We start from the raw sequence: 19955 nt of genomic DNA, 5'->3' as shown, positions 1-19955 counted from the left end.
CCTAGACGGCCCGCTCAGGACGGGTCGATCGCCGCCGCGGTCTCGCCGATCAGCAACGCGGCGTCGTCCGGGACGTTCCGCTTCAGCACCGCGAGCGCGACCTGGCCCAGCTCGTGGTGCAGCACTGCGGTGCCGACGAAACCGACCGCCCGGCCGTCGAGCGTCACCGGCGTACCGGCCACCGGCGGCTGATCGGTGGTCACCCCGTCCAGATGCAGCAGTACGAGGCGACGCGGCGGCCGGCCCATGTTGTGCACTCGCGCCACCGTCTCCTGCCCCCGGTAGCAACCCTTGTCCAGATGCACCGCCGGGGCGATCAGGTCGACCTCGGCCGGAATGGTCCGGTGGTCGGTGTCCACCCCGACCCGGGGCTGCCGGGCGGCCACCCGGATCGCCTCGTACGCCCACAGCCCCGCGACCGGCACCCCGGCACCGCGCAGCTCCGCCACCACCTGGTCCATCGCCGACCGGGGCACCAGCAGGTCCACCCCGAGCGGACCACGTCGGGCCCAGCCGCCGATCGGCAGTGGCCGTACGTCGTACCGAGCGCTCGCCCGGGGTGGCACGGCACCGTGCGGGAACTTCGGACCCGGCACCGCGACCACGTCCGGTGCGGCGAGCCCGGTCACGCCGAGCGTGCCGAGCGCCTCCATGGCCGCCGGCCCGACCAGCGACAACAGCGCACGCTCGGCCGTCGCGTCGCGTGGTTCGACCTTGCTGAAGAACCGCATCTTCTCCAGGTAGGTCAGCAGGCCCTCGGTCGCGCCGGGCTCGGTGTCGAGCCAGGTGGTCTCGCCGTCCTCGGCGACCATGGCGTGCTGCTCGACGTGGCCGTGCGGCGACAGCACCAGCAACTCGGTGCCCTCACCGGCGGCCAGCGCGTTCAGGTGCTGCGAGGTGACTGTGTGCAGCCAGCTGGCCCGTTCCTCCCCGGCCACCGCGATGACCCCTCGATGCGACCGGTCGACCAGACCGACAGCGGTGTCGAGGGTGCGCTGCTCGCGCAGCGGGTCGCCGTAGTGCGCGGCCACCCCCCGCACCCCGGCCGCAACGTGCGCCGGATCCGGCTGGTCACGGCTGGCCTCGTCGATGCCCTCGACGGCCACCGCACCCGCGATGTCGATCATTTTTCGTCCCCGTTCTCGCAGCGTACGCAGACGCCGAAGAGTGACACGTGCCCGATGTCCACCCGGAACCCGCGCTGCGCGGCCAACTGGTCGGCGAGGGGGCGGAGCAGCTCCGGCTCGATCTCGTCGATCGCGCCACACTCCCGGCAGACCAGGTGGACGTGTTGGTGCTCACCGGCGGCGTGATAGGTCGGTGAGCCGTGCGACAGGTGCGTGTGGGTGACCAGACCGAGCCGTTCCAGCAGCTCAAGCGTGCGGTAGATGGTGGTGATGTTGACGCCGGCGGCGACCTCCCGGACCGCGGTGTGCACCTGCTCCGGGGTGGCGTGGCCCAGATCGAGCACCGCCTGGAGGACGAGCTGCCGCTGGGCCGTCAGCCGCAGCCCACGGGCCCGCAGCATTTCCGCGAGGGAGGATTCGGACACCGTCCGATCATAGTTCGGCCACCGGGCTGTTCCCCGCACCGCGATCGATCACCGCTACGCTCGACGGTCATGGTGAGGTCGTCCGTCGGGAAGGTCGGAGCCGACCCGACCGCGCGGATCGCCGTCCTGGGGCGTGGCCCGGTGCCACCCGGCGACCCGGTGCTCCGCGGTGACGACCTCGGGGTGCTGCACGGCGACGGCCTCTTCGAGACCATGCACCTGCGGGACGGCCAACCGTGGCTGCGCGACGAACACCTGGCCCGCCTGGCCACGGCGGCGGCCGCCGTGGAGCTACCCCTGCCCCCCACCGCCGCGCTGGTCGACCTGCTGGACCAGGTGCGAACAGGCTGGCCAGCGGCTGTGGAGGGGGCACTTCGGTTGGTCTGCACCCGAGGCCCGGAGGCCGGCGGTCCGCCCACGATCTACGCCACGCTGGCCCCGGTGCCGGCGGCCTCCCGGGCCGCCCGGCGGGACGGGATCACTGTGGCCACCCTGCCGCTGGGGCTGCCCGCCGCCGCCCGCAGCGGGCTGACCTGGCTGCCGGCCGGCATCAAGTCCACGTCGTACGCGGTCAACAGCGCCGCCCGCCGCTGGGCCCGCCGGGCCGGCGTGGACGACGTGCTCTGGATCTCCTCCGACGGGTACGCGCTGGAAGGCCCCACCGCCAATGTGGTGTGGCTCACCGACGACACGCTCTGCACGGTGCCGGCCGCCAGCACCGGCATCCTCGCCGGCACCACAGCGGCCTGGCTGATCGCCCACGCGAGCGAGCTGGGCCTGGGCGCCGCCGAACGGATGGTCACCCCCGCCGAACTGGACGCGGCGGACGGCGTGTGGTTCACCTCGTCACTGCGCGGAGCCGCCGAGGTCCACACGCTGGACGGGGTACGGAGGGCTCGCTGCCCGCGTACCCCCGCCCTGCAGGCCCTGCTGGGTTTCCCCGTCTAGTGCTGTGACCGACCGTCGGGGTCAGCCGCCGACCCGGACGAGTCGGGCGGAGAGGTGCGGGCTGAGCCCGTGCCCCATGGCGGCCATCTCCTGGGCGTAGAGCAGCGCACCCTCGACGATGCCGAAGAGCCGGTGCCCACCGGTGACCTCCTTGGCGGTCGGAGTCCGGATCACCGCGTCGGTGGCGAACTCGAGCTGCGTGCCGGTGCGCTTGCCCAGGTGCAGCTCCATCACCCCGGTCGGGGTGGTCAGCAGCGCCTCCAGCTCGTCGGTCGCCCGCCCGTCCACCAGCACCGGCCGCCACCAGCCCACCTCGCGGCCGGCCGGACGGACCGGCTTGCTCTGCTCGTCGAGGATCCACGCACGCGACTCGTAGTGCAGGAACGGTCGGCCGTCGTGGCTGATCCGGATCTCCTGCGCGTAGTCGAAATCCTCGATGGTGGGGAAGCCGCCCTTGCCCCGACCACGCCACAGACCGATGTACGGCAGCAGGGCATCCAGCGCGGGGTGCAGCTTCGGCCCGACCCGCAGGTCGTGGCTCTCCTCGAACGGGTACTCCTCGACCGGCGGCGCGTTCAGCCACGGCGGCTGCAGCGGGTTCTCGCTCACCAGCGTCCTCTCGAAATGCGTACGGCAAGGTAGACCAGGCCACCGGCGAGCCCGCCCAGGCCAGCGACCAGCAGGCTGACAAACCCGATCTCGGTAACCATCCCGGCCATCCTATGCTGGGCCACATGGCCCGCAATCTCGTCGTCAAGGCCACCGCAGGGGCGGACGCCCCGGAGCGGTGCGCGCAGGCATTCACCGTCGCCGCGACGGCGGTAGCGGCCGGGGTGGACGTCTCGCTCTGGCTGACCGGTGAGTCCACCTGGTTCGCGCTGCCCGGTCGCGCCCAGCAGTTCGACCTGCCGCACTCCGCGCCCCTGGCCGAGTTGTTGCACGTCATCCTGACCAGCGGCCGGGTGACCGCCTGCACGCAGTGCGCGGCCCGACGGGAGATCGGCCCGGACGACGTACTCCCCGGGGTCCGGATCGCCGGTGCCGCGGTCTTCGTCGAGGAGGCGTTGGCCGAGGGCGCGCAGGCACTCGTCTACTGACCGCACGGCGGCGATAGGGCGACCCGAGCGGAGTGTCGATACCGACCCGACATCTCGGACGGCTGCCTACGATTCGGATGTGACCGAGGCGGCGGAGAGGTTCTTCGAGGCACTGCCGTCGCGCGCACCCGACGTCCTGGGCGGCCTGGCCGACGGCACCCTCCAGATCGACCTCGGCGAGGACCACCGCACCGAACACTGGCTGGTCCGGATGCGGCCCGGGTTCGTGGAGGTCAGTCGTGGGCGTGGCCCGGCCGACGCCATCTGGTACAGCAGCGCCGCCCTCTTCGACCGACTGATCACCGGCGAGGCCCAGGGGGTCGCGGCGGTGCTGCGCAACGAGAGCACGTTCAGCGGGAACGTGGTGCTCTTCCTCGCCTTCCGCCGGTTCTTCCCGAACCCGCCCGGCACCCGGGACCCCCGCGAAACGGCCCGCCGAGCAGCCGGGCGACTTCGGTGAAGGACCTCGTCAGCATCCTGGACGGCAACACCTTCCTGGTCAGCGATCGGCGCGGGGACATCGAACCGTCCTACGACTTCCCCACCGGGCTGTTCTCCTTCGACACCCGCTTCCTGTCCACCTGGGTGCTCACCCTGGACGGCGAACGGCTGCACGCCCTCTCCGTCGACGACACCGAGTCGTACCGCACCAAGTTCTTCCTCGCCCCCGGCGAACCCACGCACTACCTGGACGCCAAGGCGTCGGTGATCCGCAGCCGGGCGATCGTCGGCAGCTTCGAGGAGGAGCTGACAGTGCTGAACCACCTCGGCGCGGAGGTCGAGTGCACCCTCCGGATCGAGATCGGGGCCGACTTCGCCGACCTCTTCGAAATCAAGAACTCTCGACAGAAGCGGGGGCGGACCACAGTCACTGTCGCCGAGAACGAACTGCGGCTGACCTACCGGCGGGAGGCGTTCCACCGGGAGATGACGGTCAGTACCACCGCGCCGGCGCGGATCGACGAGACCGGAATGACCTTCCGGGTCCGGATAGCCCGCAACGACAGCTGGACCACCAGGCTGCACGTGTCCAGCGTCGTCTACGGGGCCCGGGGCGAGGACATCCGGGCCACCCTCCCGTACGGCGGCAGCCGCAGCGCCGACGTCATCCGGGCCGAGCAGCAGGAGCTGATGGACCGGGCGCCGAAGCTCGGCTGCGACTGCGAGCCGCTGGCCGGGGCGTACCGGCGCAGCCTCAACGACCTGGCCGCGCTGCGCTACGAGTCGATCGCCCTGGGCGTACGGCTGATCGCCGCGGGACTGCCCTGGTTCATGACCCTGTTCGGCCGGGACAGCATCATCACCTCGTTGCAGGTGCTGCCGTTCCTGCCGGAGCTGGTCCCACCGACCATCCTGATGCTGGCCGGCCTTCAGGGGCAGCGGGTGGACGACTTCCGGGACGAGGAACCCGGCAAGATCCTGCACGAGCTGCGGTACGGGGAGACCGCCGGCTTCGAGGAGCAGCCACACTCGCCGTACTACGGGTCGGCCGACTCGACGCCCCTGTTCATCATCCTGATCGACGAGTACGAGCTGTGGACCGGTGACGCCGCACTCGTCCGCAAGCTGGAACCGCAGGTCCGCGCGGCGTTGGAGTGGATCGACACCTACGGCGACCTGCTCGGCACCGGCTACCTCTGGTACCAGACCCGAAACCCGGAGACCGGCCTGCAGAACCAGTGCTGGAAGGACTCCTGGGACGCCATCTCGTACGCAGACGGTCAACTGCCCGGCTTTCCCCGGGCCACCTGCGAGTTGCAGGGCTACGCCTACGACGCGAAGGTCCGGGCCGCCCGGCTGGCCCGGAAGTTCTGGAACGACCCGGAGTTCGCCGACGAGTTGGAGCGGCAGGCCGCCGACCTGAAACGGCGGTTCGACAGCGACTTCTGGATCGCCGACCGCGAGCACTACGCGCTCGCGTTGGACGCCGACGGCCGGCAGGTGGACGCGCTGACCTCGAACATCGGGCACCTGCTGTGGAGCGGCATCGTGGACGAGTCGCGCGCCGGCAAGGTGGTCGAGCACCTGCTCGGGCCACGACTGTTCTCCGGCTGGGGGGTGCGGACGCTCGCCGCGGACGAGGGGCGGTACAACCCGATCGGCTACCACGTGGGCACCGTCTGGCCGTTCGACAACTCGATCATCGCCTGGGGGTTGTGGCGGTACGGCTTCCGGGAGGAGGCCGGGCTGATCTGCGACACGATGCTGGCCGCGTCCCGGTACTTCGAGGGTCGGCTGCCGGAGGCGTTCGCCGGCTACACCCGCGACCTCACCGACTACCCGGTGGAGTACCCGACCGCGTGCAGCCCGCAGGCCTGGTCGACCGGCACCCCGCTGCTGCTGCTGCGGGTGATGCTGGGGTTGGAGCCGCAGGGCGAGCACCTGATCATCGACCCGGCCGTGCCACCGGGGATGGGCCGGGTCGAGCTGCTGGACATCCCCGGCCGGTGGGGCATGGTCGACGCGTTGGGCCGCAGCCGTGACCCGGAGGACCAACCGGACGACGGCTGAGCCGAGCGGGCTGCCCCGCTCAGCTCGGGCAGCCGACGGTGGCGGCCAGTCGGGTGGCGTCCGGGCCGATCTCGGCCAGCACCGTGACGGCGCCGCTGCGGTACGCGTACACCGGGGGTTGGTCCAGCAGTGGGGCGTTGCCGGCCAGCGGGGCGAGTGCGGCCGTCGACGCCGCCGGGCCGGAACCGCTCGCGGACCACGCGGTACGGGCGAGCCCGCCGCCCGGGCAGGGCGCGGTGACCTGCTCCGCCGCGGCGTCACCCGGTCGGTCGAGGGCCGTCAGTGCGGCGGCCAGCGCGGTGGTCTCCGGGCCGGCAGCGGTGGCCGGGGACGGCGTGTAACCGGCGCCGACCGGTCGGCAACCGGTGTCGACGACCAGCCGCACCCGGCCGTCGACGGTCGGCCTGCCCTCGACGGCCACGAACTCTCCGGCGTCGGCGCGCAGCTCGGGGCCGTCCACCCCGGGCCCGACCCCGGCCCGCCAGCTCGCCGGCAGCCGCTCGGCGATGCCGGTCAGCACGGCCCGCTCGTCACCGGTGGCAGCGAGCACCCCGACCTCGCGTCGCAGCCTCGCCCCGTCGGCGAACGGGGTGACCCGGCAGCCGGACGCGACCCGCGCGGGGCTCAGTTCCAGCAGACCGGCCGCACCGGCCGCGCGAGCCAGCTCACCGACCGCCCGGTCGACCACCGGGCCGGCCTGATCGAGGGAACGCTGTTCGCGCACGGTCGGCGGGTCGTTCCGCACCGATATCCAGGTGAGCCCGGCCAGCAGCACCGCCCAGGCCACCGTCACAGCCAGCAGCAAACGCCGCCGCGACCGGGCCGGTGTCGGCGCGGCAGGGCCGGCCGAAGAGGCCCAACCCGTCTGCACAGCACCGCTCACCCGGCCATGGTGTCACGCGCCCGCCGCCGGGCCGGCAGCGGAGGCGGTCGGCCCGGCGGAGCGACAGCGGGTCAGTGGTCGTGCAGCCGGGGCGGCGGGTCGAGCCGATAGCCGATCCCTCGCACGGTGTGCACCTGCGGCCCGCCCGGCAGGCCCCGCAGCCTGCGACGTAGCCGTCTGATGGTGGATTGCAGCGCTGCGGTGTCCGCGCCACCCAACGCGGAGGCGCAGAGCCGTTCGTAGCTCCACACCACCAGCGGTGGGCCGATGAGCAGGGTGAGCAACTCCCGTTCGGTGGGGGTCAGCGGGAGCGCCTCGCCGCGCCAGGTGACCCGGTGTCCGGCCCGGTCGACGACCAGCTCACCCCACTTCACCAGCCCCCGCGGTTCCAACCCTGGGGAGACCGGCCTGACGGCCGGCGTCGGGGCACTCGGCGACGAGAACAGCAGTGCCCGTAACTGGACCAGGTCTTCGCAGCTCACCACCTGACCAACCCCGTCGAGCTGTCGCCGCACCCGCTCAATCATCAAGGCATCCGCGCTGACGCAGACGATGATCGGAACCCTTTGACCGGACACGTCGCTGTCCGCACCAACCGTGATCTCCACTCTTAGATAGTGACGCACACCGATGGATTTGATTGGACCGTCCGCGCCGTCGGCAACACCCAACTTTCTCCCGGTACCCACAAGGCCATCCGCTCGCGCCTCGCGTCGCCGCATCACTCGCGCCGACTGTCGTGGAACCGACACCAGCGCAACCGAAGAGCGGGTGCCATCGATTGACAGTGGGTAGTGGACTAGTGACGCGAGGATCCGCAATGCGGTCCGCGTCGTCGGAGAGAGGCACTAGGGTGACGCCAACAGCGACGTCGTCGACGGCGAGAGGACCAGCAATGGGCACCGCCATCGTCAAGACCCAGCAGGAGCTGCGAGAGTGGCGAGCGCGGCTCCTGGAGCGTGTCCACATGAACAAAGAGACGCTGTATGACCTGGGGCGCAACTTCGAACTCCGCGCCGACGAGCGCAGCGTCTACGAGATGGTCCGCTCCATTGACTACCTGCTCGGCGATGACGACTGACGGGACTCCCGTCTCTTCGGACCTGATCGCCCGAGCCAGCGCTTTCGCCGACGACATAACCAGCCGAGTGCAACGAGTGGTGAGGACAGAGAAGCACCTGTCCGCGCTGCTGATGCCTGGCAGGAACGGCGGTCGCGTCATGGTGGGCATCGTCGAGGGAGACGATTTCGGCACGTTTCCGCTGTACATCGACAACAAGCACCGCCTTGACCTGCTAATCAAGTTCAACTGCTGCATGGATTCAACCGGCAGGCACCTTGCCACGGATGCCTCCTGGCTCCATGTCACGCCCAAGGGTGAAAAGGCGCCTTTGTTCCGCTACGAGTACGTCCGGGAGTTCCAGCCCGGCGTGCCCTGCGCCCACCTTCACGTGCATGGTCACCGCGACGAATTCGCCTTTGTCATGCAGGACGGGCCAAGCGGACGCCCGAGAGCCCGTAAGCGCAGACACGAGGTACCGCGGCTTGCCAAGTTCCACTTCCCGCTGGGCGGGCACCGTTTTCGGCCCTGTGTCGAGGATGTCCTGCAGGCCGTGGTGGAAGAGTTCTCCGTCGACACGGTCGACGGATGGCGGATGGCAGTCGACGAAGCTCGGGAGGAGTGGCGCAAGCTCCAGTTACTGGCTGCTGTACGCGACGCTCCGGGCATCGCCGCTCAGGCGCTGGAGGAGCTGCACTACAAGGTGGTTCCGCCCGACTCGGCCCCTGCCGACAACCAGAGCAGGATGCGAGCTTACTAACGCTGCGAAGAAACGACCGGGGCCAGCCACCCCCGGGAGGGTGACCGGCCCCGGTCGATCAGAGCGGTGGGTCAGGCGACGGTGACGGCAACCTCGTTGACGCCTCGGCCGGCAGTGACAGCGGTGTCGCCGTTGCCGTGCCGGGACAACGCCCGCAGCGTCCAGGAACCCGGCGCGGCGAAGAACCGGAACTGCCCGGCGGCCGAGGTGACCACCTCGGCGGTGAACTCACCGGTCGAGTCGAGCAGCCGGACGTACGCGCCCGGCACCGGGTCGGCCTCGGCGGAGCGGACGATGCCGGTGATGACAGTTTCCTTCTCCAGATCCAGGCTGGCCGGCAGCGGCGCGGCCTGGTCCGGTGCGGCGCAACCCGCGGCGGTGGGAAGAGTCATGATCAGGCCTCCCCGGGTTCGTCGCCGAGCGCGACCGGCACACCGACCAGCGAGCCGTACTCGGTCCAGGAGCCGTCGTAGTTCTTGACGTTGCGGTGACCCAGCAGCTCCTGGAGCACGAACCAGGTGTGCGACGAGCGCTCACCGATCCGGCAGTACGCGATGGTCTCCTTGCCGTCGTCGAGCCCCGCGTCGCCGTAGATCTTGCGCAGCTCGTCGTCGGACCGGAAGGTGCCGTCCTCGTTGGCCGCCTTGGACCACGGAACGCTGATCGCGGTGGGGATGTGGCCGGCCCGCTGCGCCTGCTCCTGCGGCAGGTGGGCGGGGGCGAGCAGGCGACCGGCGAACTCGTCGGGGCTGCGCACGTCGACCAGGTTCTTGGTGCCGATCGCGGCGACGACCTCGTCGCGGAAGGCCCGGATGGAGGTGTCTGGCTCCTGCGCGACGTACTGCGTCGCCGGGCGGGACACCGCGTCGGTGACGAGCGGGCGGGCGTCCAGCTCCCACTTCTTGCGGCCGCCGTCGAGCAGCTTCACGTCGCGGTGGCCGTAAAGCTTGAAGTACCAGTAGGCGTACGCGGCGAACCAGTTGTTGTTGCCGCCGTACAGGATGACGGTGTCGTCGTTGCTGATGCCCCGCTCGGAGAGCAGCGCCTCGAACTGCGTCTTGTTGACGAAGTCCCGGCGGACCTGGTCCTGGAGGTCGGTCCTCCAGTCGATCTTGATGGCGCCGGCGATGTGGCCGGTCTCGTAGGCCGAGGTGTCCTCGTCGACCTCGACGAAGACGACGCCCGGGGCGTCGAGGTTCTTCTCGGCCCACTCGGCCGAAACGAGTGCGGTGTCGCGACTCATCGAATCACTCCCTGGTGAGGATGGATGGTGAGCCAACGCGCGCGAATCGACCGGTGTAACTGTCGCACCACGCGCGGGACCCAGCGGAAGGACGGGATCACGGGTTCGTGCGACGGCGCCGCTGCCGGGCGTTCGGTGGGATAACCGGAGGGTGCGAGAACCCTGTGCCGGTGGCCGCCGTCAGGCGGCCGGAGACAGCCCCGCCGTCAGATGACGGGGCGACACAGGCAGGTGGCCACGCGGCACAGGTCGACCGCGCGCCGTTTGGTGAGGTGGGTCCCCATGGCCAGGGAGCTTACCAGCCAGTGACCGTGCTGCCACTGCGCCGACCACCATCCGGGAATCGCCGGGATCGCCGAGGATTTCGGCGTCCCGCCGCGCCTCCGGCGTCAGCCAGCGGAGTTGATCGGCACGTTCTTGGCGTCGGCGGTGACCGCCAGCCCTTCCGGCAGTGGACGGACCTCCCGGACCGCAAGCTGGAACGGCAACTCCGGCAGGGGTACGTCGATGGAGATGCTCTTGGCGTAGTTGCTCAGGAAGGCCCGAGCCAGCGGCAGGTTCGGCAGACCCGCGGCGTCCAGGTCGTTGAACCGCAGGGCGACCGCACCGTTGTCGGCGACGGTGACGTCGGCGGTGCCGCTGATGGTGAGCTTCTGACCGAGGATGTCGGCCGGGGCCTTGACGGTGAGCTTGCCGTTCTGCTCGCCGAGGGTGAGGCCCGGGCGGTTCAGCAGCGCGGCCAGGCTCTCGTAGCTGATCGTGCCGGCACCGTTGACGGTGTCCGCCACTACGTCACCCTGGCCGGTGCGCAGGGTGTCCAACGAGGCCCGAACGTTGCGGGCGGTCACGTCGAGCACCGGCAGCCGGACGGCGTCACCCTCGACCGAGGCCTGCACGTCGCGCAGGTTGATGGTGATCCGCTGGTAGCGGCCATCCAGCACCTGGGTGAGGAACGGAGTTCCGCCCACCTCCACCTCGGGTGCCGCGGATTGCGCGCCCTGCTTGGCGATCTCCTGGCGTACGCGGTCGCCGATCATCCGCTCGGCGACACCGACCGCGACCCGGTCGGCGACCACCAGCAACCCCGCCAGCAGCAGGAGCAGCACGAACAGCCCGATGAGCAGCTTGCGGCCACGCCGTCGGGGTCGCGCCTGGTCCACCGGATAGTCCTGCGCCACGCCGCCTCCTGTCTCCGCCCGTCGCGCCGCGACGGGTCGTTCGTTCCGACGCCGCAGGGCGGCGCACCCGTAGGTACCCGACCGGCTCAGCGCTCAACCGTGCCTCAGAGGAAGAGCATGCACATGGCATACGCGGCGGGCGCGGCCAGGGCGAAGCCGCCGAGCGGGCCCTGCATGTGCCGGGCCACCCACATCGTCGGCGGTTCGCCGGCCATCAACCGGCCCGCCTCCGCGTACCCCACGGCGAGGTCGGAGAGGACGGCGGTGACCGCCGCGACCAGGCCGATCACGGCGGCCCGGGTCGGCGTGAAGGGAGCCACCAAATAGCTGCCGAGGAGGGCGCTGGTCAGTGTGCCGACCATCGCGCCGGCCACCACGCCGGCGGCGCCCCGGGGCACCTGCGGTGCGAGCCGGGGCCAGGGCAGTACGGCGTCGGTGAGCCGAGCGACGGTGAGCGCGACACCGCTCGCGGTCAGGCAGACGGTGATCGCCTGGGTGCCGGCCGGGATCCGGCTGAGCACGATCAGGGTGCCGAAGGCCACCACCCCGACCACGATGAGCAGCGTGGAGCCGAGGGAGTCGGTGACCCGGACCCGGTCGACCCGACGAACCAGTTGGCCGAGCACCGCGGCGAGGAACCCACCGGCGGCCAGGTAGCCCAGCGGCGCCAGGCCGGCGACGTCGGTCTGCACCGCCGCGATGTCGACAAACGCCGCGACCGCGGCGCTGATCCCGGCGACCACAAACAGCGCGGGCGGACGCATGGCCATCGTCCAGGCGAGCACGAACAGCAGTTGGACGCCGAAGATGATGAAGGCGAACGGCAACCGGTGACCGGGGCCCGACGTCTGCGCGCCGAGCACCAGGCCGACACCGAGCAGCGCGGCGAAGCCGGCGATGGTCAGCGCCAGTTGACGGTGCACCGCGACCGGGGGAACGACCTCCTCTTCCGGCTCGTCGATCTCGTCCTCGGATCGGCGGGCCGGCTCGCCGGCGCGGCGGGCACGGCGCGGCCCACCCCGTTCGCGGCGGTCGCCATCGGTGGTGGCCGGGCCGGTACGCGGCGCGGGCGGTTGGCCGCGCGTCGCTGCGGCGGCCGGACCCGGTTGGGGCCCAGCGGGCCACGATTCGCGGCCGGCCTCGGGCGATGTGGAGGAAAACACGACCCGATCGTGCCAGACCGACGGCCCGACGCGGTGGTCACGGGTTTCGGCGACGTTAAAATCCGGGCCACGATCAGGGGCAAGGTAGACAAACGGGAAATGGCCTGACGGCGCGGCCGAGGCGATCGGTTAGGCTCAACGCGTTACCCGCCCGTCAGCGACGCCGGGACCACGCAATTTCTCAGCGCACTCCTTGATGAGTGCGACTGGTCGCGTGCGGCCTCGCGCCGCCGGGACGGAGGTGATCGTGGAGATCCTGCTGCTGGTGACCGCGCGTGCAGGAGAGCCGTCGGCTGTGCTGCCGGCGCTCGACCTGCTGCCGCACTCGGTCCGCACCGCGCCGCGTGATGTTCGCACCCTGGTCGCGGGCCCCAGCCCGGACGCGGTGATGGTGGATGCCCGATCGGAGTTGAGCGAGGCTCGCGCGACCTGCCGAATGTTGCACGCCACCGGGCTCGGCGTGCCGTTGGTCGCGGTGGTGACCGAGGCCGGCCTGATCGCACTCAACGCCGACTGGGGCGTCGACGACGTCATCCTCGCCTCGGCCGGCCCCGCCGAGGTCGAGGCGCGGCTGCGGCTGGCGGTGGGCCGGCTCAGCAACGCCACCGCTGGCGCGGGTGGCTCGATCCGGGCCGGCGAGTTGACCATCGACCCGGACACCTACGCGGCCAAGCTCAAGGGCCGTCCGCTCGACCTCACGTACAAGGAGTTCGAGCTGCTGAAGTTCCTGGCCCAGCACCCGGGCCGGGTGTTCACCCGGGACCAGCTCCTGCGCGAGGTCTGGGGCTACGACTACTTCGGCGGCACCCGCACTGTGGACGTGCACGTCCGGCGACTGCGCGCCAAGCTCGGCTCGGAGTACGAGTCGATGATCGGCACCGTCCGCCAGGTCGGCTACAAGTTCGTCGTTCCGCCGTCGCGGTCGCTTCCCGAGGCGGAGCACGCGCCCCTGCCGGTCTGATCCGGAGATCTCTCCGGGCGATTTCCCATATGCCCTTTTTGCGCAGCTTGGCAGTTCTATTCTGACTGCCGGGTTTGTCGGAGAAAGGGGCGACGGTGCGCGCACTGAACACGGGGGCGACGGGCCGGCGTGACCGGCAAGCCAGGCGGAAGTCGTGACGCGGGGCAGCTCCACCGCGCGCGCCGCGGGGATCGTGACGCTGGTGGTGGCGGGGCTGCTCGGCTCCGCGTACGTGCTGGGCCGCAGCCTCGTCCCCGACCAGACACCTCAGCAGTCAACCGGTGTCACCACGAGCGCCGACGGGCCGCACTACGCCGACCAACCCAGCGTTGGCGAGCCGGGCGGAGCCCCGAGCGGCAGCGCGGCTGAGACCGGCCCAGTCGAGACCGGCCAGGACGGGTCCGGACGGGACGCCGGAGACGACAACCTGTTCGGCGCGTACACCACCACCGGCACCCCCCGGCTCGCGCTGACCTTCGACGACGGGCCGGACCCGCGCTACACGCCGCAGGTCCTCGCCCTCCTGCGCGAATACGACGTGCGCGCCACGTTCTGCGTGGTCGGCGAGAACGCGCAGAACCACCCCGACCTGGTCCAGTCGATCGTGGACGCTGGGCACACCCTGTGCAACCACTCCTGGCACCACGACGTGGGCCTGGGCGCCCGGTCGGCCGACGCGATCCGCTCCGACCTCCTGCGCACCAACGCGGCGATCCGGGCGGCGGTGCCGAACGCGCCGATCGTCTGGTACCGCCAGCCGGGCGGAGCCTGGACGTACCCGGTGGTGTCGGTGGCGCGGCAGCTCGGCATGACCCCGCTGCACTGGTCGGTGGATCCGTCGGACTGGGAGCTACCCGGCGCCAGCAAGATCACCGCGACGGTGCTGAGCCAGGCCGAACCGGGCTCGGTGGTGCTGCTGCACGACGCCGGCGGGGACCGGCAGGGCACGATGGAGGCGCTGCGCCGGATCCTGCCCGACCTGACCGCCCGGTTCGAGCTGGAGGCACTCCCCACCGACCCGACGTGAGCCCCGCCTTTACGGCGACGCTCCGGGCGCCACGACACGCAACGGATACGGTGGCGGGATGAGCAGCGCGGAGCCGACCAGCGACCAGGTGACCCGGAGCGACCAACTGGCGCCGGCGGAGATCGCCGAGGTACTCGCCCTCGCCAGCGCCGCCGGTGACACGGACGGAGCGGACCCGCTCGACGAACACGTCCTGCTGCGGCTGCGGGACCCCGACGCCCCCGCCGTTCATCTGGTCGCCCGCGCCGACGACGGCACACTCACCGGGTACGCGCACCTGGACACCACCGACCCGGTGGGTGGGATCGGGGTCGAGCTGGTGGTGCACCCCGCGTACCGGCGGCGGGGCACCGGACGGGCGCTCGCCCGGGGCGTACTCGCCTCGGCCACCGGGCCGCTGCGAGCGTGGGCGCACGGCGACCACCCCTCGGCCGCCGCGCTCGCCGTCGACCTCGGCTTCGCCCGCGCCCGGGTGCTCTGGCAGTTGCGCCGGCCGCTGGCGGCCCCGCTGGGTGAGCCGCGCCTGCCCGACGGGGTGGCGCTACGCGCGTTCCGGCCCGGGGCGGACGACACCGCCTGGTTGGCGCTCAACGCACGGGCCTTCGCCGAGCATCCCGAACAGGGCCGGTGGACGTCGGACGACCTGCGGGTCCGCCTCGCCGAGTCGTGGTTCGATCCGGCGGGCTTCCTGCTCGCCGAGGAGACCGCGACCGGCCGACTGCTCGGCTTCCACTGGACCAAGGTGCACGAGCGGCCGGGGTCGGCCCGAATCGGCGAGGTGTACGTCCTGGGGGTGGAACCGACCGCGCACGGCGGCGGGCTCGGCCGGGCCCTGACCACCGCCGGGTTGGCACACCTGCGGGACAAGCGTGGCCTCGACCGGGTGATGCTCTACGTGGACGACTCGAACACCGGGGCCGTCGCGCTCTACGAGCGGCTGGGCTTCGCCCGCTGGTCCGCGCACATCAACTACCACCTGGGCTGACCGTCGGCCGTCGCCCCGACCGCGTCACCGGTGGGTAACGGTCGAGCGTCGGCGGGATAACGCCGAACCGGAAATATACCCATACTTCCGACAGGTGTACCCCGGTTCACTTAACGGACAACTCACCCTCAGCAAGCGGTCACCTCAGGGGCCGTACGTGTTCACCTTGCGTTCACTTGCGACCGGCGAACCGGCTACCTGGCACTTCTAACTTTCGTGTCAGCCGGTCAGTGCCGGTCCTCGGGCCCCGGGATCGGGGCGCCAAGTCAGACGCGAAGGGAAACCCCTCAGGTGAAGCTCCAGCGGTACGGCGCGATTGCCGGCCTCGCCCTTGCTGCGACGCTCGGTCTCAGCGCATGCGGCTCGGACAACAACGAGCCCACCCCCGGCGCCAGCGCTTCGGGCTCGGCCGCCGCGGTCGACTGCGCTACCGGCACGCTGAACGCCCAGGGCTCGTCGGCGCAGAAGAACGCCATGGCCGAATGGATCAAGGCGTACCAGCAGAAGTGCCAGGGTGTAACGATCAACTACGAGCCCAGCGGCTCGGGCGCCGGCATCCAGGCGTTCATCGCCGGGACGGCCGACTTCGCCGGCTCCGACTCCGCGCTCAAGCCGGAGGAGCAGCCGCAGGCCGACGCCAAGTGCGTCGGTGGCAAGGCCATCCACCTGCCGATGGTGATCGGCCCGGTGGCCGTCGCCTACAACGTGAGCGGCGTGGACAACCTCCAGCTCAAGCCGGCCACCCTGGCGAAGATCTTCGCCGGCAAGGTGACCAAGTGGGACGACGCGGCGATCAAGGCCGACAACCCGGGTGCCACCCTCCCGGCGACCACGATCCAGACCGTCCACCGCTCGGACGAGTCGGGCACCACCGACAACTTCACCAACTTCCTCTCCAAGACCGCTGAGGCCGACTGGACCCTCGGCAAGGCCAAGGCGTGGAAGGCCCCGGGCGGCACCGGCGCCAAGGGCTCGGACGGCGTGGCCAGCCGGGTCAAGGGTGCCGACGGCTCCATCGGCTACATGGAGTGGTCGTTCGCCGAGAACGCCGGCCTGAAGATGTCCAAGATCGGTAACGGTGCGGGTGAGTTCGCCGCGCTGACCGCCGAGGCCGCCGGCAAGACCATCGCCGGCGCCAAGGTCGAGGGCCAGGGCGACGACCTCAAGCTGTCGATCGACTACAACACCAAGGAGGCCGGGGCCTACCCGATCGTCCTGGCGACGTACGAGATCGTCTGCAGCAAGGGCCTCGCCGCCGACAAGCTGCCGCTGGTCAAGGGCCTGCTGGGCTACGCCGCCAGCACCGAGGGCCAGGCTGCCATGACCGAGCTGGGCTACGCCCCGCTGCCGGAGAGCGTCCGCACCAAGGTCGAGGCCGCAGTCAAGAACATCTCCTGACCGACACCAACTCCGCAATCGAATCGAGCGAGCAGATGGGTGACACCCCCCACCGCTCGGCCGACGCCGGCACCGGCGGGACGCGCGTGACCCAGAGTCACGAGTGGCCCGCCGGTGCCTCGGCGCGTGTGGCCGAGGCACCAGTCAGCACCCGTTCCCCGGGCGGCACCGGGCTGGGCGGCGGCGGCGCGCTGCCGCGCAGCCGTAGGTTCGGCGCCGAGCGGGCCTTCCGCGGTCTCACCCTGGCCGCCGGCACCGCCGTTCTGGTCATCATCGCCGCCATCGCGATCTTCCTGGTCGTCAAGGCGGTGCCGGCCCTACGCGCCAACACCGAGAACTTCTGGTCCTACGAGGGCTGGTCGCCCAACGAGACGGAGCCGAAGTTCGGCATCGGTGCGCTCGCCTTCGGCACCGTGCTCAGCTCGGCGCTGGCACTGCTCATGGCGGTGCCGGTGGCGCTGGGCATCGCCCTCTACCTCTCGCACTACGCGCCGCGCCGGTTGGGCACCGCGCTCGGCTTCCTGATCGACCTCCTCGCCGCAGTGCCGAGCGTGGTCTTCGGCCTCTGGGGGCGGGACGTCTTCAGCAGCCCCGTCCGGGACTTCTCGGTCTGGCTGAACCAGCACTTCGGCTGGATCCCGCTCTTCGGCGGCGACGGCCCCTTCGGGGCGTCCGTCATGCTCGGCGCCCTGGTACTCGCGATCATGGTGTTGCCGATCATCACCTCGCTCTCCCGCGAGGTGTTCCTCCAGACGCCCACCGCGAACGAGGAGGCCGCCCTCGCCCTGGGCGCCACCCGCTGGGAGATGCTCCGCACCGCGGTGCTCCCCTACGGCCGCCCCGGCATCATCGCCGCGATGATGCTCGGCCTCGGCCGGGCGCTCGGCGAGACCATCGCCCTGGCGCTGACCCTCGGCATCACCTTCGGCATCTCGTTCAACCTGATCCAGAACGGCGGCAACACCATCGCCGCCAACATCGCCAACGCGTTCGGCGAGGCGAACGAGACCGGCCGGGGCGCGCTCATCGCCTCCGGCCTGGTGCTGTTCGCCATCACGCTGATCGTCAACATCACGGCGCGGGCGATCATCTACCGCCGCCGGGAGTTCACGGAGTCGGCCGCATGACCACAACCGCCACCTCCCACCGCACCCGGCCGCCGGCCCAGCCCGACTCGCTGCGGGCCAAGCGGCTGCCCTGGTACGCCGCCCCGGCCATCGCCGTGGCGGCCCTGGCGCTCTCCGCCGTGATCGTCTACGGCACCGGCATCGGCGGCCCGGTCCTCGTGGTCGTCCTCGGCGCGATCCTCTACCTGGTCGGGCTCTTCGCCGCCGCCAACGCGGTCGAGGGGCGCCGATCGGCGCGCAACCGCACCTGGAGCGCACTGATCCACTCCGCCTTCGTGCTGGCGGTGCTGCCGCTCGTGTCGGTGGTCTGGACGCTGGTCAGCAAGGGCGCCGACCGACTGGACGTCAACTTCTTCCAGACCTCGATGAACAACATCGGGGCCCGGGACGCCAACGGCGGCGCGTACCACGCGATCGTCGGCACGCTGGAGCAGGTCGGCATCGCCACCCTGATCACCGTCCCGCTCGGCGTTCTCTGCGCGATCTACATCGTCGAGTACGGGCGCGGCAAGTTCGCCTTCGCGATCCGGTTCTTCGTGGACGTGATGACCGGCATCCCGTCGATCGTCTCCGGCCTCTTCGTGCTGGCGTTCTGGGTGCTGATCGTGTCGCCGTGGTTCAACGACGGTCGGCCCAGCTTCTCCGGCTTCGCCGCCGCGCTCGCGCTGAGCGTGCTCATGCTGCCCACCATCGTCCGGTCCACCGAGGAGATGCTCCGCCTCGTACCGGCACCACTGCGCGAGGGCGCGTACGCGCTCGGCGTACCCAAGTGGAAGACCATCCTGCGGGTGGTGCTGCCGACGGCGCTGCCCGGCATCGTCACCGGCGTCATGCTCGCCATCGCCCGCGCGGCCGGTGAGACCGCGCCGGTGCTGCTGGTCGCCGGCGGTGGCGCCGCGATCAACACCAACCCCTTCGAGAACAGCCAGTCGTCGCTGTCCCTCTTCGTCTACCAGCAGGCCGGCGACGCGTCGAAGTACGCCCCGGCACGGGCGTGGACCGCGGCACTCACCCTGGTCGCCCTCGTGCTCATCCTGACGATCGCGGCGAAGCTGCTGGCCCGTCGCAACAGGCTCAGCCGATGAACCCCGGAGGTACCACCATGGCCAAGCGCGTCTCCGCCTCGAACGTCACCGCGTACTACGGCGGCTTCAAGGCAATCGAGAACATCAACCTGACTGTCGAGCCGAAGACGGTCACCGCTCTCATCGGACCGTCCGGCTGCGGCAAGTCCACGTTCCTGCGGTCGATCAACCGGATGCACGAGGTGCTGCCGGGGGCCCGGGTCGAGGGCAGCCTGACCATCGACGACCAGGACATCTACGACCGGGACGTGGACGTCACGGCGGTCCGCCGCACCATCGGCATGGTCTTCCAGCGGCCGAACCCGTTCCCCACCATGAGCATCTTCGAGAACGTGGTGGCCGGGCTGAAGCTCAACGGGGTCCGCAAGAAGTCGATCCTGGAGGACGCGGCCGAGAAGGCCCTGCGCGCCGCGAACCTGTGGGGCGAGGTCAAGGACCGGCTCGGCAAGCCCGGCGCGGGCCTCTCCGGCGGTCAGCAGCAGCGGCTCTGCATCGCCCGGACCATCGCGGTCGAGCCGCAGGTCGTCCTGATGGACGAGCCGTGCTCCGCCCTGGACCCGATCTCCACGCTGGCGATCGAGGACCTGATGTTCCAGCTCAAGGACAAGTTCACGATCATCATCGTGACGCACAACATGCAGCAGGCAGCGCGTGTCTCGGACCGGACCGCCTTCTTCTCGATCGAGAAGACCGGCGACCCGGGCCGGCTGATCGAGTACGACAACACCCAGAAGATCTTCAGCAACCCGAGCGTGAAGAAGACCGAGGACTACATCACCGGCCGCTTCGGCTGAGCCGACCACGTCCGGTCACCGGCGCCCCGCCTCCCGGCGTGGGCGCCGGTCCCATCTCCAGCACCAGTACCGCCCCGTCGAGCAAGATCGCGCCGATCTGTGAGTGGGGGTTGTCAAGGGGTGCGGTGGTGGGTGGTGATGGTTCGGTAGAGCTGTCGGGCGATGTAGCGCTTGAGGCAGCGG

Annotated in this window: 24 protein-coding genes; 13 read left to right on the top strand and 11 right to left on the bottom strand. The window is 70.8% G+C overall.

What is annotated here, in order from left to right:
* Positions 1-14: 14 nt before the first annotated feature.
* Together ABZ794_RS31625 and ABZ794_RS31620 are read right to left on the bottom strand one after the other, a co-directional pair.
* Positions 15-1127 carry a folate-binding protein YgfZ gene (locus ABZ794_RS31625; protein ID WP_210782454.1) on the bottom strand — a complete coding sequence of 371 codons (1113 nt, stop codon included), beginning with the start codon at positions 1125-1127 and terminating at the stop codon, positions 15-17.
* The gene (locus tag ABZ794_RS31620; protein WP_238689170.1) at positions 1124-1528 is read right to left on the bottom strand and encodes a Fur family transcriptional regulator; all 405 of its coding nucleotides are present in this window, start codon (positions 1526-1528) and stop codon (positions 1124-1126) included. Before ABZ794_RS31620 ends, ABZ794_RS31625 begins: the two co-directional genes overlap by 4 nt.
* 93 nt (positions 1529-1621) lie before the next feature.
* Between ABZ794_RS31620 and ABZ794_RS31615 the strand changes: the two genes are divergently transcribed.
* Complete coding sequence (locus ABZ794_RS31615; RefSeq protein WP_357519015.1) at positions 1622-2500, top strand: aminotransferase class IV; 879 nt, start codon at positions 1622-1624, stop codon at positions 2498-2500.
* Between the two features lie 21 nt (positions 2501-2521).
* On the opposite strand, the gene ABZ794_RS31610 is transcribed toward ABZ794_RS31615, so the two are convergent.
* Together ABZ794_RS31610 and mtfM are read right to left on the bottom strand one after the other, a co-directional pair.
* Positions 2522-3112, bottom strand: coding sequence for an FABP family protein (locus ABZ794_RS31610; protein ID WP_112584198.1), 591 nt, complete (start codon positions 3110-3112; stop codon positions 2522-2524).
* A complete protein-coding gene (gene mtfM, locus ABZ794_RS31605) occupies positions 3106-3210 on the bottom strand; it encodes a small membrane protein MtfM (protein WP_030327764.1) in 105 nt (34 codons plus the stop codon). The genes ABZ794_RS31610 and mtfM overlap by 7 nt, the downstream gene beginning before the upstream one ends.
* Before the next feature lie 12 nt (positions 3211-3222).
* Here mtfM and ABZ794_RS31600 point away from each other — a divergent pair, with 12 nt between their 5' ends.
* The 3 genes from ABZ794_RS31600 to ABZ794_RS31590 all read left to right on the top strand — a co-directional run bounded on the left by ABZ794_RS31600 (position 3223) and on the right by ABZ794_RS31590 (position 6108).
* Entirely contained in the window at positions 3223-3597 is a 375-nt protein-coding gene (locus ABZ794_RS31600; RefSeq protein ID WP_124820325.1) for a DsrE family protein, read from the top strand.
* 79 nt (positions 3598-3676) lie between these two features.
* Complete coding sequence (locus ABZ794_RS31595; RefSeq protein ID WP_210782450.1) at positions 3677-4057, top strand: SCP2 sterol-binding domain-containing protein; 381 nt, start codon at positions 3677-3679, stop codon at positions 4055-4057.
* On the top strand, positions 4054-6108 hold the full coding sequence (locus tag ABZ794_RS31590; protein WP_357519012.1) for a glycogen debranching N-terminal domain-containing protein: 2055 nt from the start codon (positions 4054-4056) through the stop codon (positions 6106-6108). Before ABZ794_RS31595 ends, ABZ794_RS31590 begins: the two co-directional genes overlap by 4 nt.
* Before the next feature lie 19 nt (positions 6109-6127).
* Here ABZ794_RS31590 and ABZ794_RS31585 read toward each other — a convergent pair whose 3' ends face one another.
* Both ABZ794_RS31585 and ABZ794_RS31580 read right to left on the bottom strand, forming a co-directional pair.
* Positions 6128-6910, bottom strand: a complete 783-nt coding sequence (locus ABZ794_RS31585; RefSeq protein ID WP_357519035.1) for a hypothetical protein — start codon at positions 6908-6910, stop codon at positions 6128-6130.
* A gap of 152 nt (positions 6911-7062) precedes the next feature.
* Complete coding sequence (locus tag ABZ794_RS31580; protein WP_247669150.1) at positions 7063-7518, bottom strand: winged helix-turn-helix domain-containing protein; 456 nt, start codon at positions 7516-7518, stop codon at positions 7063-7065.
* A 368-nt stretch (positions 7519-7886) separates the two neighbouring features.
* On the opposite strand from ABZ794_RS31580, the gene ABZ794_RS31575 reads away from it, so the two are divergent.
* On the top strand, positions 7887-8072 hold the full coding sequence (locus ABZ794_RS31575) for a hypothetical protein (RefSeq protein WP_196919975.1): 186 nt from the start codon (positions 7887-7889) through the stop codon (positions 8070-8072).
* Positions 8062-8811, top strand: coding sequence for a hypothetical protein (locus ABZ794_RS31570; protein WP_357519010.1), 750 nt, complete (start codon positions 8062-8064; stop codon positions 8809-8811). Before ABZ794_RS31575 ends, ABZ794_RS31570 begins: the two co-directional genes overlap by 11 nt.
* Positions 8812-8882: 71 nt before the next feature.
* Here the strand turns inward: ABZ794_RS31570 and ABZ794_RS31565 are convergent, their stop codons facing one another.
* The 5 genes from ABZ794_RS31565 to ABZ794_RS31545 form a co-directional block, all read right to left on the bottom strand.
* Positions 8883-9203 carry a DUF1416 domain-containing protein gene (locus ABZ794_RS31565; protein ID WP_210782441.1) on the bottom strand — a complete coding sequence of 107 codons (321 nt, stop codon included), beginning with the start codon at positions 9201-9203 and terminating at the stop codon, positions 8883-8885.
* Positions 9204-9205: 2 nt separating this feature from the next.
* A complete protein-coding gene (locus ABZ794_RS31560; RefSeq protein WP_112584191.1) occupies positions 9206-10054 on the bottom strand; it encodes a sulfurtransferase in 849 nt (282 codons plus the stop codon).
* A gap of 206 nt (positions 10055-10260) precedes the next feature.
* On the bottom strand, positions 10261-10338 hold the full coding sequence (locus ABZ794_RS31555) for an Ms5788A family Cys-rich leader peptide (RefSeq protein WP_310503780.1): 78 nt from the start codon (positions 10336-10338) through the stop codon (positions 10261-10263).
* A 105-nt stretch (positions 10339-10443) separates the two neighbouring features.
* Positions 10444-11232, bottom strand: a complete 789-nt coding sequence (locus ABZ794_RS31550; protein ID WP_210782439.1) for a DUF2993 domain-containing protein — start codon at positions 11230-11232, stop codon at positions 10444-10446.
* A 104-nt stretch (positions 11233-11336) separates the two neighbouring features.
* Complete coding sequence (locus tag ABZ794_RS31545) at positions 11337-12395, bottom strand: hypothetical protein (protein WP_238689037.1); 1059 nt, start codon at positions 12393-12395, stop codon at positions 11337-11339.
* A gap of 241 nt (positions 12396-12636) precedes the next feature.
* On the opposite strand from ABZ794_RS31545, the gene ABZ794_RS31540 reads away from it, so the two are divergent.
* The 7 genes from ABZ794_RS31540 to pstB all read left to right on the top strand — a co-directional run bounded on the left by ABZ794_RS31540 (position 12637) and on the right by pstB (position 19772).
* Entirely contained in the window at positions 12637-13356 is a 720-nt protein-coding gene (locus tag ABZ794_RS31540) for a response regulator transcription factor (protein WP_181518701.1), read from the top strand.
* A gap of 154 nt (positions 13357-13510) precedes the next feature.
* The gene (locus ABZ794_RS31535) at positions 13511-14383 is read left to right on the top strand and encodes a polysaccharide deacetylase family protein (protein ID WP_210782435.1); all 873 of its coding nucleotides are present in this window, start codon (positions 13511-13513) and stop codon (positions 14381-14383) included.
* Positions 14384-14441: 58 nt separating this feature from the next.
* Complete coding sequence (gene mshD / locus ABZ794_RS31530; protein WP_210782433.1) at positions 14442-15368, top strand: mycothiol synthase; 927 nt, start codon at positions 14442-14444, stop codon at positions 15366-15368.
* A 291-nt stretch (positions 15369-15659) separates the two neighbouring features.
* On the top strand, positions 15660-16766 hold the full coding sequence (gene pstS, locus ABZ794_RS31525; protein ID WP_196919982.1) for a phosphate ABC transporter substrate-binding protein PstS: 1107 nt from the start codon (positions 15660-15662) through the stop codon (positions 16764-16766).
* Positions 16767-16801: 35 nt separating this feature from the next.
* Complete coding sequence (pstC, locus tag ABZ794_RS31520; RefSeq protein ID WP_238689035.1) at positions 16802-17893, top strand: phosphate ABC transporter permease subunit PstC; 1092 nt, start codon at positions 16802-16804, stop codon at positions 17891-17893.
* Entirely contained in the window at positions 17890-18978 is a 1089-nt protein-coding gene (pstA, locus tag ABZ794_RS31515) for a phosphate ABC transporter permease PstA (RefSeq protein ID WP_210782429.1), read from the top strand. The genes pstC and pstA overlap by 4 nt, the downstream gene beginning before the upstream one ends.
* Positions 18979-18995: 17 nt before the next feature.
* Complete coding sequence (gene pstB / locus ABZ794_RS31510) at positions 18996-19772, top strand: phosphate ABC transporter ATP-binding protein PstB (RefSeq protein ID WP_112584183.1); 777 nt, start codon at positions 18996-18998, stop codon at positions 19770-19772.
* Positions 19773-19955: the final 183 nt, after the last annotated feature.

Source organism: Micromonospora sp. NPDC047187 (assembly GCF_040643355.1).
Lineage (GTDB): Bacteria > Actinomycetota > Actinomycetes > Mycobacteriales > Micromonosporaceae > Micromonospora > Micromonospora salmantinae.
Note: the sequence above shows the minus strand (reverse complement) of the source record. Positions and strands in the feature narration are given on the sequence as shown.